The sequence below is a fragment of the Rhizobium lentis genome, assembly GCF_014200175.1.
GTDB lineage: Bacteria > Pseudomonadota > Alphaproteobacteria > Rhizobiales > Rhizobiaceae > Rhizobium > Rhizobium mulingense.
Map to the genome: position 1 here is coordinate 171,042 of NZ_JACHBD010000010.1, position 16,838 is coordinate 187,879.

Consider the following 16,838-nt stretch of genomic DNA (forward strand, 5'->3'; position numbering starts at 1 on the left):
GGGTGGGATGACCGGGAAGCCTGATCAAACCATCGATGCCTTCCATCGCGGCGCCTTTCATCTGGTGCAGCCGAAGGGCAGGGGCCATCGCGCCGGCATGGATGCGATGCTGCTTGCCGCCCTCGTCGCCGACGATCGTCCGGTCAGGGTGGCCGATCTCGGCGCCGGCGCCGGTGCGGCCGGCCTTGCCGTTGCTTCGCGCCTCACGAATGCGGACGTGGTGCTGTTCGAGCGCTCGGCCGAGATGGCCGATTATGCCCGTCGCAGCATCCTCCTGCCCGAAAATGCCCATCTCGCCGGCCGCGTCAGCGTCGTCGATGCGGATGTGACGCTGACCGCCAAGGCGCGCAACGATGCCGGCCTCACCGATGAGAGTTTCCACCACGTCATCATGAACCCGCCCTTCAACGATGGCGGCGATCGGCGCACGCCGGATGCGCTGAAGGCCGAAGCCCATGCGATGACCGACAACCTGTTCGAAAGCTGGATCCGCACGGCCGGCGCGATCATGATCCCCGGCGGGCAATTGTCGCTGATCGCCAGGCCCCAATCGATCGCCGAGATCGTTATTGCCTGCGGCCGGCGCTTCGGCGGCATCGAAATCACCGCCATCCATCCGCGCGAGGGTGAAAACGCCGTGCGTATCCTGGTAACCGCGATCAAGGGATCGCGGGCGCGGCTGTCGCTGCGCGCGCCGCTCATCATGCACGAAGAGGGGAGTCACAAATTCTCCCCTCTCGTCGACGATTTCAACAACGGCCGGGCGGCCTATGCCAGGGTTCGACTCTCACCAGTTAGCCGGTGACGAAGTCGAAGAGCAGCTTGACGTTCAGCCCGGCGATGACGACTGCGATCACATAGGCGATGCCGCTCAGCCAGCGCGGTGCTACGAGCTCGCCCATCTTTGCCTTGCTGGCGGTGAACATCACGAGCGGGAAGACCGCGAAGGAAAGCTGCAGGCTGAGCACGACCTGCGTGAGGATCAAAAGCTGCGCCGTGCCCTGGTCGCCATACCAGATGGTGACGATCGCCGCCGGCACGATGGCGATGGCGCGGGTGATCAGCCGGCGTATCCACGGCTTCAGCCGGATTTTGAGGAAGCCTTCCATGACGATCTGGCCGGCAAGCGTCGCCGTCACGGTCGAGTTGAGGCCGCAGCAGAGCAGCGCGATGCCGAACAGAGTCGGCGCGATGGCGAGACCCAGCAGCGGCGACAGCAGCGAATGCGCCTCGCCAAGTTCGACGATATCAGTCCGTCCATGCGCATTGAAGGCGGCAGCGGCCAGGATCAGGATCGAGGCGTTGACCAGCAGCGCGAAACAGAGAGCGACCGTCGAGTCGATCGTCGCATAGGTCAGCGCCTCCTTCTTTTCGGGAACCGTATGGCCGTACGCCCGCGTCTGCACGATGCCGGAGTGGAGGTAGAGATTGTGCGGCATGACCGTCGCGCCGAGAATGCCGAGCGCGAGATAAAGCATCTCAGGATTGGTGACGATCTCGGTGGTCGGGAAGAAGCCCGTGATGACGGAGCCCCATTGCGGGTCGGCAAGCAGTATCTGCACGCCGAAGCAGATGGCGATGACGCCGAGCAGCGCGATGATGAAGGCCTCGACCCAGCGGAAACCAAGCTTCTGCAGGAAGAGGATCACGAAGACGTCGAGCGCGGTGATGAGAACGCCGAGTTCGAGCGGAATGCCCATCAGCAGGTTGAGGCCGATCGCCGTGCCGATCACCTCGGCGATGTCGGTGGCAATGATGGCGATTTCGGCAAAGGCCCAGAGCGGCACCGAAACCCATTTCGGATAGGCGTCACGGCAGGCCTGCGCAAGGTCGCGGCCCGAGGCGATCGCAAGACGCGCGCAGAGTGATTGCAGGACGATCGCCATCAGGTTGGAAAGCAGTGCGACGGTGAGCAGCGCATAACCGAATTTCGAGCCGCCGGCGAGCGAAGTCGCCCAGTTGCCGGGATCCATGTAGCCGACGGCGACCATATAGCCCGGCCCGGCAAAGGCCGCCGCTCTGCGCCACCTCGAACTGTGACGCCCGGTTCCGACTGAGCGATAGACATCCGATAGCGACGCCTCTCCGCGTTCGTGCCGCCAGCCGCTTGTTGGATTGGGATTGAGGGCGTCCATGCCATTTCCACCTGTTTATCGTCACCGCACTATGACTAATTTGAATGATAATGCAAGTCATTCGCAACAAGAAAATCATCCTCGATGTTTTGCAAACGCGGCCATTGCGTTTGTCGTTCCAGCGCATACATGGATGCCGATCGTAGATTGACGATCGGGCGAACCGAAACGAAGGATGGGAAATGGCCGGATTCTTGAGAAAATTGCTGCCGAAACGGTTCCGCAAGGATGGCGTCACCATCCCGGTCGTCAAATTGCAGGGTGCGATCATCAGTGGCGGCGGCCAGTTCCGGCCGACCCTCAATCTCGCCAATGTCGCCCCGATTCTGGAAAAGGCCTTCGCCAGGAAGGACGCGCCGGCGGTTGCCATTTCGATCAATTCGCCGGGGGGCTCGCCCGTCCAGTCCCGGCTGATCTTCACCCGCATCCGCGAGCTTGCCCGCGAGAAGCAGAAGAAGGTTCTGATCTTCGTCGAGGACGTCGCCGCCTCCGGCGGCTATATGATCGCGCTTGCCGGTGACGAGATTATCGCCGACGCCACCTCGATTGTCGGCTCGATCGGCGTCGTCTCCGGCGGTTTCGGCTTTCCCGAACTTCTGAAGAAGATCGGCGTCGAGCGCCGAGTCTATACCGCCGGCGAGAACAAGGTGATCCTCGATCCGTTCCAGCCGGAAAAGGAAAAGGACATCGAGTACCTGAAGAGCCTGCAGCTCGAAATTCATCAGGTCTTCATAGCGATGGTGCGCGAGCGCCGCGCCGGTAAGCTGAAGGATGATGCGACGGTCTTTTCCGGGCTGTTCTGGAGCGGCACCCGCGGCCTCGAACTCGGCCTCATCGACGGCCTCGGCGACATGCGCCAGGAGCTGAAGCGGCGCTACGGCCAGAAGACGAAGCTGGAGCTCGTCACCGCCAGCCGCGGCCTGCTCGGCCGCCGCATTCCCGGCGTGTCGCCGGTCTCGCTCGAGGGGGCGGGATCCGGTCTTGCGATGGGACTTGTCGAAGCGGCCGAAGAGAGAGCATTGTGGAGCCGCTTCGGACTTTGAGAGGAGCAAGAGAGGGGCATGGCACAGCTTATCACCATCCTGGTCCTGGTCTTTTCGGCCTGGTGGCTCTACCGCCGCTTCGTCTCCGATGCCCGCAAGCTCGCCGAAAAATCGCGCCGCGCCGAGAAGGAGCGCCAAACCGGCGCGATCGGCACGTTGGTCAAGGATCCCGTGACCGGGGAATACCGGCTGAAACGGGATGAGGAATAGGTCGCGGCCGTCCGCCCTTCATCCGCCTGCCGGCACCTGCTCCCCGTTCCGAAGGGGGAAGGGGACATAATGCCGCGACCTCTCCGTCCCTCGCTTGCGCAGCAGGGCACATCCCTCTCCCCGCGCGCGGGGAGAGGGTTAGGGTGAGGGCAGCCTTTGGGCAGTGTCTCTCGACATGCCCTCCCGCAAAACCCTTGACCCCTGCGGCCCACCATGGCACCTGTCGCGCCGATAATCCCTAAGCAATCGGTGCCGTTTCATGTCAGCCATCCCAGACCATATGAACCCGAAGCGCTCGTTCCAGGCGCTGATCCTGACCCTGCATAGCTACTGGGCGGACAAGGGTTGCGCGGTGCTGCAGCCTTACGACATGGAGGTCGGCGCCGGCACCTTCCACCCGGCCACCACGCTGCGCGCCCTCGGGCCGAAGCCGTGGAAGGCGGCCTATGTTCAGCCGTCGCGGCGTCCTTCCGACGGCCGCTATGGCGAAAACCCGAACCGCCTGCAGCATTATTACCAGTACCAGGTCATCCTGAAGCCGAACCCGCCCAACCTGCAGGAGCTCTACCTCGGCTCGCTCGCCGCGATCGGCCTCGACCCGCTGCTGCACGACATCCGCTTCGTCGAGGATGATTGGGAAAGCCCGACGCTCGGCGCCTGGGGTCTCGGCTGGGAATGCTGGTGCGACGGCATGGAGGTCTCGCAGTTCACCTATTTCCAGCAGGTCTGCGGCATCGAATGCGCGCCGGTCGCCGGTGAACTGACCTACGGTCTCGAGCGCCTTGCCATGTATGTCCAGGGCGTCGACAATGTCTACGATCTGAACTTCAACGGCCGCGAGGGCGACGAGAAGATCAGCTATGGCGACGTCTTCCTGCAGGCCGAGCAGGAGTATTCGCGTCACAATTTCGAATTCGCCAATACCGAGATGCTGCATCGTCACTTCGTCGACGCCGAGAAGGAATGCCGGGCACTGCTCGATGCCGGCGCGCCTGACGACAGCGCCAACCAGCGCCTGCACAAATGCGTCTTCCCGGCCTATGACCAGTGCATCAAGGCCAGCCACGTCTTCAACCTGCTCGACGCCCGCGGCGTCATCTCGGTCACCGAACGCCAGAGCTATATTCTGCGGGTGCGCACCCTTGCCAAAGCCTGCGGCGAAGCCTTCCTGCTTACCGATGCCGGCGGCGCCAATCTGTCGAAAGAGGCGGCGTGACGCAAAAACCGGCCAGCCGTATCGTCCATATCAACGGCTGGCCAGGCACCGGGAAGCTGACTGTCGGGCGCTTGCTGGCAAAACGGCTCGGCGCGCGGCTCATCGACAATCACATGCTGCTTAATCCGGCCGAAGCTCTTTTCGCCCGCAGCAACCCTCTGCATGCATCGCTGCGCGAGCAGGTTCGGCGAGCGGTTTTCGACCATGCCGTGCGGGCCGATCCGGCCGAAAGCTTCGTCTTTACCGATGCTCTTGCGGATGACGCGGATGATCGTGCGACGTTCTCCTGCTATCTAGATCTGGCGGCAGCGAGAGGCGCGGATCTGGTCGCGGTTCTCCTCGATTGCGCGCCGGAGGAGAATGCCAGGCGCCTCGTCGCGCCCGGCCGATCGGAGGCGCTCAAGCTGACGGATACGGCGAAGCTGCAGCAACTCCGGGCAAACTATAAACTGTTGCGCGGACTGGCTGAGCAAACAGTCGAAATTGATACGACGGAGCTTTCACCGGAAGGGACGGCGGCCCGAATTCTCGCGCATCTCGGTTTTTGACGATAGCCGGGAATCCTGCGTGGTCTTTGCATAAACATTGACCTCGTTGCAGGGGTTGGCGATGAGCCAAGACCCGCGCGAAGCCTTCCTGCTGACCGACGCAGGCCGCGTCAATTTCTCGAAAGAGTCGGAGTAAAAGCACCTCGAAAAAATCACCGCTTCCGCGCCTGCGCTCCTTTTGCGCGAACCGCTCGACCACTATCTTATCGCTGTTTCGATCAGGTATAGATTTGGTCTGTCTTTTGAAGAGCGGTATTCTTTATTTAAAAATCGCGTTTGAAAACTGCGCAGCCCGTGTGCCGCGGCTGTTATCATGGCTGACACCATGCGCAGTTCTTGTTCTGCTGACCTCGTGCAGCGATTTTGACAATGAGTTCGCCGTCCAGTCGGCAAACACCACGATCGAAGTCTCCACCGACGGCACCGCCTTTTGTGTCCGAAAGTTTCGACATCCTGGTCAAGAGGGCGGCAAATTACGGCGGCGTTTACGTTGACATCCCTCAACGTTTCACGGATGCGTCAGGTCGTGCTCACTGGCGAGATTTCAAACTTGCCGCAGCTCGGCGTGACGGAGAAGACGAATACTATTCCCGGGAACATAATGTGCCGGGCCGCTCGATTTATATAGGGGCGGAGCACTGCAAAAGTTGCTCTGCAGATCTGCCCACCGGCCTTACAAAGATCCAGATCGCTTATTGGCTCGGACGCCTCGTTCGTCAGGAAGGCGACCACGAGATTCTCTTCCTGCCGGCCTATATGGGCCGCGTGCACGGCCAGGCAGCGAGAAAAACGCTTACTTTGAAGCTGCCGCCGGGCGGAACGTTGCGCCCTTCGCAACAGGACCGGGCGGCGGCCTATGACGTCAGGCGCAGCGCACCGAATGAGCTCTTGGTGTCTATTCCAGCAGGCAAAGGGGACAGAGTCCTGCCCGATATCGAGATCGAATATCCCGCAGGGACCTTTGTGATTGTAACAAGCGGCAAGCGGATACAGTGGTGGCTTTCCGATCACTTTCTCCCCTTCATAAGCATTTTAGGGCCGCTGATCGTCGCTCTGGTCGCTATCCTCAAATTTCGACCGTCCTGGCTTGTGCCTGCACCATTGATAACTGTCGACACCAAAATAACGCAAAACTTATCCCCCGCTCTTGCGGCCTATTTGTTCCGGAATTGGAAGGCAGATGCGGCAAAAGCGGCCTTCCTGGCGTCCGTCTGCCAACTCGCAGTAAAGCGAATGCTTCGCATTTCCAGCCTGGATGAGGATGCGGAGGCTTCGAACTTAATCACAAAGCAAGAGCGCAAGAAGGGCAAGCCGGGTCGTTCCAGGTGGTATGCTCTTCCGGCTGCGACGCGCTTGGTATTCGGCCAAATTGAAGGAGAGCGGCCTGCCGGCGATCGGCGCAGAGTTAAAAATGCCCGGCCTGGTGTGAGGGATGAATTGCACAGAACAGTCACTGAGGAATATCAGAAGATCAGAGGCATAGATCGCTGGAGCTTGGCGGCTGCTGCATCGATTTTGGCTCTCGGCATTGCCGTCGCCTCTTTTTCGGGCCTTTTTCTTTTTTCCGCGGCCATCTCAGGGTTATTGCTCACTGTTTTTCTCGTGGTTGCTATGTTCCGCCATCCAGAGCGGTTTCCCGTGGCCACCGGTACCTTCGAGCAGTTCAAACAGGCGATGAGTTTGATAGTGGGTCTTCCGATGATGGCGATTGTTGCACTTGTCTATATCGGCACGACTGAGGTGATCAGCGAGCAGTGGCCATATCTAATGGCGATCTTGCTGCACATTGTCGGGGTGATCGCCGTCTTAGCGATGCTGCGCATACCGACGGCGAAGCAGCGGCAGATCCGCAATAACATGCTCGTTTTGAACCGCTATTTGCGCGGCAAGATAGATGGCCCTGCAATGTCGGTCGAATGCTACGAGCATTATCTGCCTTTCGCCGTTGCGCTCGACATCGAACATCGTTGGACTGAACGCTTCAATCTCTGGCAAGAAGGCCAGAAGATGGATGCCTATGCTCCCGATTGGCTGATAACCCCTTAAACATACGGATATTCATCAAAGTCTCGTCAAACCGGCTGTAGAATTGTTTCGCCAAGATGACTTTGCGGTGCCGAATCACTAACGTGCGTTCATCAAATCGGGGAGCCCATCTGCATGTTTGTGATACTCGCTATTGTCGTCGTCATCGCACTCTATGTCGTCTTCATCTACAACGGCCTGGTGCGCTCCCGGCAGATGGCGGAGGAAGCCTGGTCGGGCATCGATGTGCAGCTGAAGCGCCGCGCCGATCTGATCCCGAACCTGATCGAGACGGTCAAAGGCTATGCCGCCCATGAAAAGTCGACGCTCGAGGAGGTGGTTGCGCTGCGCAACAAAGCGCAGGCCGTGCCATCCGGCGATGTCGCGGGCAGGGCGCAGGCGGAGGGGCTGCTTGGCCAGGCGCTCGGCCGCGTCATCGCGCTCGCCGAGGCCTATCCCGATCTCAAGGCCAACCAGAATTTTGCCGAGCTGCAGGATGCGCTGGAAACCATGGAAGGCGAGCTGCAGATGTCGCGGCGTTATTACAACGGTGCGGCCCGCGATCTGAACGTCAAGGTGGAAAGCTTCCCCTCCAATCTCGTCGCCGGCCAGTTCGGTTTTGCCAAGCGGGAATATTTCGAAATCACCAATGAGGCCGATCGTGCCGTCCCCAGCGTGAAATTCTGACGATCCGGCATTTTGCCTTCGCCAGAAAGCGATTAAGAGCAAGGCAGATTGCGGCCGGTGATGGTCGCTCCATGGAAGAGTCAACGATGACACGCACAGCCAAACTCACGATCATCCCGCCTGCCGGGCCGCTTTCGGGCCGCGCCATGCCGCCGGGTTCGAAGTCGATCACCAATCGCGCACTGCTGCTCGCCGGCCTTGCCAAGGGCACGAGCCGGCTGACGGGCGCGCTGAAGAGCGACGACACGCGTTATATGGCCGAGGCGCTGCGCGCCATGGGCGTTGCGATCGACGAGCCCGACGACACCACCTTCGTTGTCACCGGCAGCGGCCGGCTCGCGCCGCCGAAGGCGCCGCTCTTCCTTGGCAATGCCGGCACGGCCACACGCTTCCTGACGGCGGCGGCCGCTCTCGTCGACGGCACCGTCATCGTCGACGGCGACGAGCACATGCGCAAGCGCCCGATCGGCCCGCTGGTCGAGGCTATGCGCGCGCTCGGCATCGATGTGAGTGCCGAGACCGGCTGCCCGCCGGTCACCGTCCGGGGCACCGGCCGCTTCGAGGCCGACCGCATCCTGATCGATGGCGGGCTGTCCAGCCAATATGTCTCGGCGCTGCTGATGATGGCGGCCGGCGGCGACCGTCCGGTTGACATCGAACTCGTCGGCGAGGATATCGGCGCGCTCGGCTATATCGATCTCACCACGGCGGCGATGCAGGCCTTCGGCGCCAAGGTCGAGAAAACAAGCCCCGTCACCTGGCGCGTCGAGCCGACCGGCTACCGCGCCGCCGATTTCGTCATCGAGCCGGATGCGTCCGCCGCGACCTATCTCTGGGCGGCTGAAGTGCTGAGCAACGGCAGGATCGATCTCGGCGTGCCGAACGATGCCTTCACCCAGCCGGATGCCAAGGCCTACGAGACGATCGCCAGGTTCCCGCATCTGCCCGCTGTAATCGATGGTTCGCAGATGCAGGATGCCGTCCCGACGATCGCCGTGCTTGCCGCCTTCAACGAGACGCCGGTTCGTTTCGTCGGCATCGCCAATCTGCGCGTCAAGGAATGCGACCGCATCCGCGCCCTGTCCACGGGGCTCAACAATATCCGAGAAGGCCTGGCCGTCGAGGAGGGCGACGATCTGATCGTCCATTCCGATCCTGCTCTCGCCGGTCAGGCGCTGCCGGCGGCGATCGACACCTTTGCCGATCACCGTATCGCCATGAGCTTTGCACTCGCCGGGCTGAAGATCGACGGCATCACCATTCTCGACCCAGATTGCGTCGGCAAGACTTTCCCCGCCTATTGGCGGACGTTTGCCGCGCTTGGCGTGACCTATCGGGATAAGGATTGAAGCAAGGCGCAGCCGCGGCAGCCGGCGGGGAGACAGGGATGGAGCGTCGGTTTTTCGGTTTTTGCCTGGCGCTGCTCCTGATGATCGCCGCCCCGGCAGCCTTTGCGGCCGAGGTGATCGACGGTTTCGCCTCCGACATTGCGCTCGAAAAGAGCGGCGCGATGACGGTGACGGAAACGATCACCGTCATCGCCGAGGGCAACCGGATCAACCACGGCATCTTCCGGGATTTCCCGCTCTATTTCACCGATGCAGGCGGCCATCGTCGCAGCGTCGATTTTGATGTGCTGTCTGTGACGCGCGACGGTGCGGACGAACCCTGGCACACGGAATCAATATCAGGCGGCATCCGCATCTATGCCGGCTCGGCCGAGGTGACGGTGGCGCCGGGGCTTCATCGCTACGTCTTCACCTACCAGACCAACCGTCAGATCCGCTATTTCGACGATCACGACGAACTCTACTGGAACGTCACCGGCAATGGTTGGATCTTTCCGATCCGGTCAGTGACCGCAACCGTGAACCTGCCGCCCGATGTCAGCGCGACTGAGACGACCTTCTTTACCGGCCCGCAGGGCGCCAGAGGAAAGGATGCCCGTGTCAGCGAAAGCGGCTCCCGGCTTGTCTTTTCCACCACCGCGCCTCTGGGGCCCAACGAAGGCCTGACCTTTGCGATCCGCATGCCGAAGGGCTCGATCGATCCGCCGGGCGCGGACATGGAAAGCACCTGGTGGCTGAAGGACAACCGCAATTATTTCATCGGCTTCGGCGGCCTGATCCTGGTTTTTGCCTACTACCTCAGATCCTGGCTGAAGGTCGGCCGCGACCCCGCCCGAGGCGTCGTCGTGCCGCGCTGGGATGCGCCTGACGGCATCTCGCCGGCGCTGGTCAACTATATCGACAATAAGGGCTTCTCCGGCGGCGGCTGGACGGCGCTTGCCGCAACCGCGCTCAATCTTGCGGTGCGGGGCTATGTCAAGCTCGAAGACCTCAAGGATTCGATCATCATCCGCGGCACCGGCAAGCCGCTCGGTAAAGAGAAATTCCAGGCCGGCGAAGCCGAACTGCTGAAAGTCGCAGGCGGCGAAGGCAGGACTCTGACGATCGACGAGGCCAATGGCGAGCGGGTGAAAACGGTCGGCCAGTCCTTCCGTTCGGCGATCGAGAGGGAGCATCGCGGCAAATATTATAATACCAACATCGGCTATACCACAGGCGGCGTCGCGCTGAGTGCGGCCGCCTTGGTGGCGCTGTTCGTCTTCGGCTCGCTGGAGCCCGATACGATCGCACTCATGCTGATCCCGATCGCTATCTCGGTTTTCATTGCCGTCTTCGTCGCCGGTTTGGTCAAGTCGCTGCACCACGGCAGATCGCTGTTTTCCAAGGTCATGGCCGTCATCGCCGCGGCGGTCGGTGTTTTCGTCGGCGTCAGCATCCTGGCGATCATGGTGCTGATGTTTGCCTCGTCGTTGGTGGAACTGCACGAGACGCCGATGCTCTTTGCCGTCGGCGGCATCGTGCTGCTCAATGTCCTCTATTTTTTCATCATGGGCGCGCCGACCCCGCTCGGCGCCCGGATGATGGACGGCATTGACGGCCTGCGACAATATCTGACTCTGGCCGAGAAGGATCGGATGAACATGGCCGGCGCCCCACAAATGTCGCCGCAGCATTTCGAGACGCTGCTGCCCTATGCAGTGGCGCTCGGCGTCGAAAAGCCCTGGTCGCGCACCTTCGAGACCTGGCTTGCGGCCGCTGCCGCCGGCGCGGCCGCAGCCTACGCGCCCTCCTGGTATTCCGGCGATTTCGACGGCGGCAGTTTTTCCGACCGCGTCGGCGGTTTCTCCTCGTCGATGGCGTCTACCATCGCCTCGACGATACCCTCGCCGCCGCCATCCAGCTCATCCTCCGGCTTTTCCGGCGGCGGCTCCTCCGGCGGGGGCGGCGGCGGTGGCGGAGGCGGGGGCTGGTAAGCTTTCCCGCTTGACCTTTCGGCGCTTGGCCCTTAACCGCCAGGGACAAAAGGAAAGGGTGGCGCATGAAGGTTCTGTTGATCGGATCGGGCGGACGCGAGCATGCGCTTGCCTGGAAGCTGGCGCAATCGCCGTTGATGAGCGAATTCTATGCCGCACCCGGCAATCCCGGCATTGCCGAACACGCCATCCTCGTGCCCGTGAATATCGACGATCATGATGCGGTCGCCGCCTTCTGCCGGGAGAAGGCCATCGATTTCGTCGTCGTCGGCCCCGAGGCGCCGCTGGTCGCCGGCCTTGCTGACCGGCTGCGTGCGGATGGTCTGGCGGTCTTCGGCCCCTCCGCGGCAGCCGCCCAGCTCGAGGGCTCCAAGGGTTTCACCAAGGATATCTGCGCCCGCTACGGCATCCCCACAGGCGCCTACCAGCGCTTCAACAACGCGCCGAAGGCGAAAGCCTATATTCGCTCTCAGGGTGCGCCGATCGTCGTCAAGGCCGACGGCCTTGCCGCCGGCAAGGGCGTGACGGTGGCTATGACGCTCGACGAAGCGCTTGATGCCGTCGACGATTGCTTCGAGGGCGCCTTTGGCGCTGCCGGCGCCGAAGTCGTCGTCGAAGCCTATCTCGACGGTGAGGAGGCGAGCTTCTTTTGTCTCTGCGATGGAAAACATGCGCTGCCGCTGGCGACCGCCCAGGACCACAAGCGGGTGGGCGAGGGCGATACCGGCGTCAATACCGGCGGCATGGGCGCCTATTCGCCGGCGCCCGTGATGACGGCCGAGATGGTCGAGCGGACGATGAAGGAAATCATCGAACCGACGATCCGCGGCATGGCCGAGAGCGGCCATCCCTTTTCCGGCGTGTTTTTCGCCGGACTGATGATCACCAAGAAGGGGCCGGAGCTCATCGAATACAATGTCCGCTTCGGCGATCCCGAATGCCAGGTGCTGATGATGCGACTGAAGAGCGACCTGCTGCCGCTGCTGCTCGCCACCGCCAACGGCACCCTCGATCAGGTCAGCGCCGAATGGAGCAACGATCCGGCCCTGACTGTGGTCATGGCCTCGAAGGGCTACCCCGGCGCCTATGAGAAGAACACGCCGATCCTCTCCCTGCCGGAAGCTGGCGACGGCGAGAAAGTGTTTCATGCCGGCACGGGCCTGAAGGACGGCGCGCTGGTTGCGACCGGCGGCCGCGTTCTGAACGTCACCGCGACCGGCGGCACGGTCGCCGAGGCGCGCGACCGCGCCTACGCCCTGCTCGACAAGGTCCGCTGGGATAACGGCTTCTGCCGCCGCGACATCGGCTGGCGGGCGATCGAGCGCGAAAAGGCGTGATATCAGGTGTAAACCGGCGCTTTCGTTAAATTTTTACTCTTTCCCCTGACGGGATGGAAACAAAGCTGCGTTAAAACACTCTCATAGTGAGACGGAGCAGCCTTCATGCGTCAGATTTTCCTCGGTGCGGCAATCCTGCTGATGGCGGGTTCGGCAATGGCCTCCTCGATCGAGGTCATTGGCAAGGCTGCGCCGCGCGCTGCCGAGGGCAGCATCGTCACCGCAAGCTGCGCCGATTGCCCGCCGCTGCAGGCCGAGATTACCAAGAAGGATTATATGGTGCCGGAATTGAAGCCCGGCGCCGTCCAGGCGACCGAGGTCCGCGATGTCGGCGGCGAAAAGAAGATTTATCGCACCGAAGCCTGGATGGGCGGTTCGCCCGTCCTCTTCGTCAGCAAGGCAACCCCGGAGGCGATGATTGCCGTCGCCTCGCCGGCCCCGGCCGCAGACGGAATTGATATGAATGCCACCGCCGCCGTCATCGGCAGCGATGCCCGGCCGATCGCCGCCGGCATGGCCGAGCAGCCGGCGCCGCTGAACGTGTCCGAATTCAAGCTGCGGTTCTAAAAACCTTCCCGCTTTTTCGGTCCTATTTGCGTGAAGAAAAAGTTCCCTGCCCCTGCCCGATCAAGGTTTCGATCGTTGGGGTTCCACGTCAGGTGGACCGGATGCACCCTCGAAGAGAAGCGGGGGTGCATTCTGTTTCGGCCTAGCCTTCGGCGGCCGCGCCGCTTTCAGGTCCCTGCGCCACGCGTTCGATCAGCCGCTCGATCTCGCGATCGGAAAACACTTCGACACCGGCCGCTTTCAGCGCCGCCGCCGTCACACCGAGGCCGGCGAGCCTGCGACCTGAAAAGCTGCCGTCATAGATGAATGCCGAGCCGCAGGACGGGCTGCCGTCGATGAGCAGCGCATAGCGGCAGCCGGCCTGCCTTGCGAGCGCCACGGCGTTCCCCGCCGCCTGCAGGAATTCTTCCGTCACGTCGCCGCCGGTGATCTCGACAACCCGCGCCGTGCCTGCCAGCACCTCTTCGCCCGTTGCCGCGCCGGCGATCTCCGCCGGCGGCCGCGGCACCGGCATGCCCGCCGACATTTCCGGACAGATCGTCACCAGCCGCCCCTCGGCCAGCCAACGCTCGATCGCCGGATGCACTATCGGCTTCGCGCGGCCATCATAGCGGACGGCGTGCCCCATAAGACAGGCGCTGACGAGAATCCTGTTTTGCATGCCTTTTGGATAACGCCACTGCGGCGACAATGCTAGCTTTGGACGACTGGTATTGCGTGATCATTCCGCGGCGGTGGCCCGAAGATCCTGACCGCACCAACGATCGCCAGAGGCATGGGTCCTCGGCTCAAGGCCGAGGACGACGGAGGGCGGGAGTCAGTTCCGCCAAACGCACCGGCATAGTGCGTCGCACTTCTTTCGCTTTCCGGAGCACGTGTGCCTCGATTGCCCTTACTCTCGATAGGACGGCACACCTCTCCTCCGTCGTCCTCGGGCCTGACCCGACGACCATGCCGCAAGCACTGCGTTCGCATCACCACAGCGTCAGATAGAGATCATCCCATTCGGGATCGATCGACTCGACCAGATCGATCTTCCATCGCCGGTTCCAGCGTTTCAACGACTTCTCGCGCTGGATCGCACTGCCGATATCCCAATGCTCCTCGTACCAGGCGAGGCGGGTGCAGCCATAACCAGGCAAAGCCCGGCGTCAGCCCTCACGATGTTCATAGATGCGGCGCTCCAGATCGGATGTCACGCCGATATAGAGCGTACCGATTTTCTGGTTGGTGACGATGTAGACATATCCCGTCATGCCGGCAGAGTGCTTGGTCGTGGATCCCAGGGTCAGGCCCGAGTGTGACGGAGGGTGGGGAGGGCGCCGGGCAAGAGGGGAGACGTCTGGCGGAATTGACCGAGCGCGTGCAGAGGCACGACAAGAGCGGGAGGTATCGAGGAGATCCAGCAAAATGGCGAGCAGATTTGGCGGCGATCGCGTGGCACAAAGGGCGGCATTACCGATAAATCACCGCCCACTTGCGGTCCTTGCTGCCAACGCTCCCCCGCCCTCCGTCGTCCTCGGGCATGACCCGAGGACCCATGGCCGCATCTATTGCGTTTCCATTAAGGGCCAGCCGAAAGCCGGCTCTCACCCCGAAATCTTCGAGAAATCCGCAACCGTTCCCGTCGCTTCGCGGATCAGCCGGAGCAAAGCGAGGCGGTTGGCGCGGATGGCGGCGTCCTCGTCATTGACCAGCACTTCATCGAAGAAGCGGTCCACCGGGCCGCGCAGCTTGGAAAGCGCTTCCATCGCCGAGCGGAAATCTTCTCCAGCCACGGCGCCCGCCGCATCCTTCGAGGCGCTTGATATGGCGGCGAACAGTTCCGTCTCGGCGTCGAGTTTCAGGAGCGCCGGCGAAACGCCGTCGGCGATGACAGTTCCCTTCTTTTCCTCGGCGGCGAGCAGCTGTGTCGCGCGCTTGGTGCCGGCGAGCAGGTTCTTGCCGTCCTCCGAGGTGATGAAGGCGGTCAGCGCTTCGACGCGACGCGCCACCATCAAGAGGTCGTCGGCATCCGGCGTCAGTACAGCATCGATAAGATCGTGGCGTGCGCCTTGGTCGCGCAGATAGACCTTGAGACGGTCGTGGAAGAAGGAGAGCAGATCGCCATCCCTCGTGGTCGCCAGAAGCGGCAGGCGAACCCTTCGTTCGAGCAGGATCCGGACGACGCCGAGGGCTGCTCGCCGCAGCGCAAACGGGTCCTTGGAGCCGGTCGGCTTTTCGTCGATCGCCCAGAAGCCGGTCAGCGTGTCGAGCTTGTCGGCAAGCGCCAGAGTGATTGCTACCTTGTCCTCCGGCACCCGGTCGGACGGGCCCTGCGGCTTGTAGTGGTCTTCGATCGCTGCAGCGACTGAGGCGTTTTCGCCCTGCAGCACCGCATATTTGCGGCCCATCAGGCCCTGCAGTTCCGGGAACTCGCCAACGGCTTCGGTGCGCAGGTCGGCCTTGGCGAGCACGGCGGCGCGATCGGTGAGCGCGGTATCGGCGCCGGTGACAGCAGCCAATTCCTTGGCCAGCGCCCGGATGCGGGCGACACGCGCGCCTTGCGTGCCGAGCTTGGCATGGAAGGTCACGTCGAGCGCGTCGAGCTTGGCCATGCGCTGATCGAGCGGCTTCTTCAGGTCGAGGCAGAACTTTGCCGCAGAAGCGGCGAGCGTCTCGAGATCCGGCAGGTTGCCCTGGTCGCGCTTCCAGAAATGCAGCGCGTCTGAAAGCCGGGCCCGCACAACCTTGCCATTGCCGTGGACGATTTCCTTGCCGCCATCATGCGCCTGGATGTTGGAGACAAGGATGAACCGGTTCGACAGCGTGTCTTCGCCCTGCTTGCGCGTGACGAAGCACTTCTGGTTGGTCTTGATCGTCAGCCGGATGATTTCCGAGGGGATGGAGAGGTAATCCTCTTCGAAGGAGCCCATCAGCACCTGCGGCCATTCGACGAGGCCGGAGACTTCCTCCAGCAGGCCCTCGTCTTCCACCAGTTCGAGCCCGTTGGCAAAGGCGATATCGCGCGCGTCGTGCAGGATGATGTCCTTGCGCCGCTCGGCGTCGAGGATGACTTTCGCCTTTTCCAGGCTCGCCGCATAATCGTCGAAGCGCCGGACAGTGATCGCCTCGGGCGCGTGGAAACGATGGCCGTATGTGATGTTGGAGGCGGTGATGCCGTCGATCTCGAATGGGATGACGACTGTCTCCTCATGCTCGGGGCCGAAGGTGCAGACGATCGACTGCAGCGGCCGCACCCAGCGCAGCGCGCCGGACTTGGAGGAGGCCTTGCCCCAGCGCATCGACTTCGGCCAGGGGAAATCGCGGATGATGCCGGGCATCACCTCGGCGACGATTTCTTCCGCCGCGCGGCCGGGCTTGGAGATGACCGCGACGTAAAAATCGCCCTTCTTCGGATCGCTGACCACCTGCGCCTCGGAAACCGACGAAAGGCCGGCGCCGCGCAAGAAACCTTCGATTGCCTTCTCATTGGCGTCGGTGCGCGGCCCCTTGCGCTCCTCGCGCACATCGGCCGAGCGCGCCGTCAGACCGTGAATGTCGAGCGCAAGCCGCCGCGGCGTCCAATATTCACGCGCACCTTCATAGGATAGCCCTGCTTCGACAAGCGCATCGGTGACGAGCTTCTTCAGATCGCCGGCAGCCTTGCGCTGCATGCGGGCCGGAATCTCTTCGGAGCGGAGTTCGAGAAGAAGGTTTGGCATGTCACACTTTTCCTTGCGCCCGCGGGCAGGGCGATCCAAAACGT

The 16,838-nt window shown here is 62.3% G+C and carries 14 protein-coding genes and 1 pseudogene; 11 read left to right on the plus strand and 4 right to left on the minus strand.

All coding sequences use genetic code 11. The annotated features are described in order from the left end of the window. Positions 1-7: 7 nt before the first annotated feature. Complete coding sequence (locus GGI60_RS22750; protein WP_183918694.1) at positions 8-805, plus strand: tRNA1(Val) (adenine(37)-N6)-methyltransferase; 798 nt, start codon at positions 8-10, stop codon at positions 803-805. On the opposite strand, the gene GGI60_RS22755 is transcribed toward GGI60_RS22750, so the two are convergent. Beyond that, on the minus strand, positions 795-2,135 hold the full coding sequence (locus tag GGI60_RS22755) for an Nramp family divalent metal transporter (protein WP_183918695.1): 1,341 nt from the start codon (positions 2,133-2,135) through the stop codon (positions 795-797). The two genes, GGI60_RS22750 and GGI60_RS22755, sit on opposite strands and share 11 nt — an antisense overlap. Positions 2,136-2,317: 182 nt before the next feature. Here GGI60_RS22755 and GGI60_RS22760 point away from each other — a divergent pair, with 182 nt between their 5' ends. The 10 genes from GGI60_RS22760 to GGI60_RS22805 all read left to right on the plus strand — a co-directional run bounded on the left by GGI60_RS22760 (position 2,318) and on the right by GGI60_RS22805 (position 13,090). Continuing rightward, positions 2,318-3,178, plus strand: a complete 861-nt coding sequence (locus GGI60_RS22760) for a S49 family peptidase (RefSeq protein WP_183918696.1) — start codon at positions 2,318-2,320, stop codon at positions 3,176-3,178. Between the two features lie 18 nt (positions 3,179-3,196). Further along, positions 3,197-3,388 (plus strand): hypothetical protein, encoded by a 192-nt coding sequence (locus tag GGI60_RS22765; protein WP_003584596.1) that lies wholly within the window; start codon positions 3,197-3,199, stop codon positions 3,386-3,388. A gap of 259 nt (positions 3,389-3,647) precedes the next feature. Then, positions 3,648-4,604 carry a glycine--tRNA ligase subunit alpha gene (locus tag GGI60_RS22770; RefSeq protein ID WP_064827045.1) on the plus strand — a complete coding sequence of 319 codons (957 nt, stop codon included), beginning with the start codon at positions 3,648-3,650 and terminating at the stop codon, positions 4,602-4,604. Further along, positions 4,601-5,152: an AAA family ATPase gene (locus GGI60_RS22775; RefSeq protein WP_183918697.1), complete on the plus strand. Its 552-nt coding sequence runs from the start codon at positions 4,601-4,603 to the stop codon at positions 5,150-5,152. Before GGI60_RS22770 ends, GGI60_RS22775 begins: the two co-directional genes overlap by 4 nt. Positions 5,153-5,584: 432 nt before the next feature. After that, on the plus strand, positions 5,585-7,198 hold the full coding sequence (locus GGI60_RS22780; protein ID WP_409527273.1) for a DUF2207 family protein: 1,614 nt from the start codon (positions 5,585-5,587) through the stop codon (positions 7,196-7,198). Between the two features lie 114 nt (positions 7,199-7,312). Next, complete coding sequence (locus tag GGI60_RS22785; protein ID WP_183918698.1) at positions 7,313-7,864, plus strand: LemA family protein; 552 nt, start codon at positions 7,313-7,315, stop codon at positions 7,862-7,864. A gap of 86 nt (positions 7,865-7,950) precedes the next feature. After that, on the plus strand, positions 7,951-9,213 hold the full coding sequence (locus GGI60_RS22790; RefSeq protein WP_183918699.1) for a 3-phosphoshikimate 1-carboxyvinyltransferase: 1,263 nt from the start codon (positions 7,951-7,953) through the stop codon (positions 9,211-9,213). 38 nt (positions 9,214-9,251) lie between these two features. After that, positions 9,252-11,186, plus strand: a complete 1,935-nt coding sequence (locus GGI60_RS22795; protein ID WP_183918700.1) for a DUF2207 domain-containing protein — start codon at positions 9,252-9,254, stop codon at positions 11,184-11,186. Between the two features lie 65 nt (positions 11,187-11,251). Next, on the plus strand, positions 11,252-12,523 hold the full coding sequence (purD, locus tag GGI60_RS22800) for a phosphoribosylamine--glycine ligase (RefSeq protein ID WP_183918701.1): 1,272 nt from the start codon (positions 11,252-11,254) through the stop codon (positions 12,521-12,523). A 105-nt stretch (positions 12,524-12,628) separates the two neighbouring features. Further along, the gene (locus tag GGI60_RS22805; RefSeq protein ID WP_183918702.1) at positions 12,629-13,090 is read left to right on the plus strand and encodes a plant virulence effector HPE1-like domain-containing protein; all 462 of its coding nucleotides are present in this window, start codon (positions 12,629-12,631) and stop codon (positions 13,088-13,090) included. 142 nt (positions 13,091-13,232) lie between these two features. Here GGI60_RS22805 and GGI60_RS22810 read toward each other — a convergent pair whose 3' ends face one another. The 3 genes and pseudogenes from GGI60_RS22810 to glyS form a co-directional block, all read right to left on the minus strand. Continuing rightward, a complete protein-coding gene (locus tag GGI60_RS22810) occupies positions 13,233-13,751 on the minus strand; it encodes a DUF523 domain-containing protein (RefSeq protein WP_183918703.1) in 519 nt (172 codons plus the stop codon). Between the two features lie 313 nt (positions 13,752-14,064). Next, a pseudogene (locus GGI60_RS22815) lies at positions 14,065-14,346 on the minus strand (GIY-YIG nuclease family protein). 333 nt (positions 14,347-14,679) lie between these two features. Further along, positions 14,680-16,794, minus strand: coding sequence for a glycine--tRNA ligase subunit beta (glyS, locus tag GGI60_RS22820; protein ID WP_183918704.1), 2,115 nt, complete (start codon positions 16,792-16,794; stop codon positions 14,680-14,682). Positions 16,795-16,838: the final 44 nt, after the last annotated feature.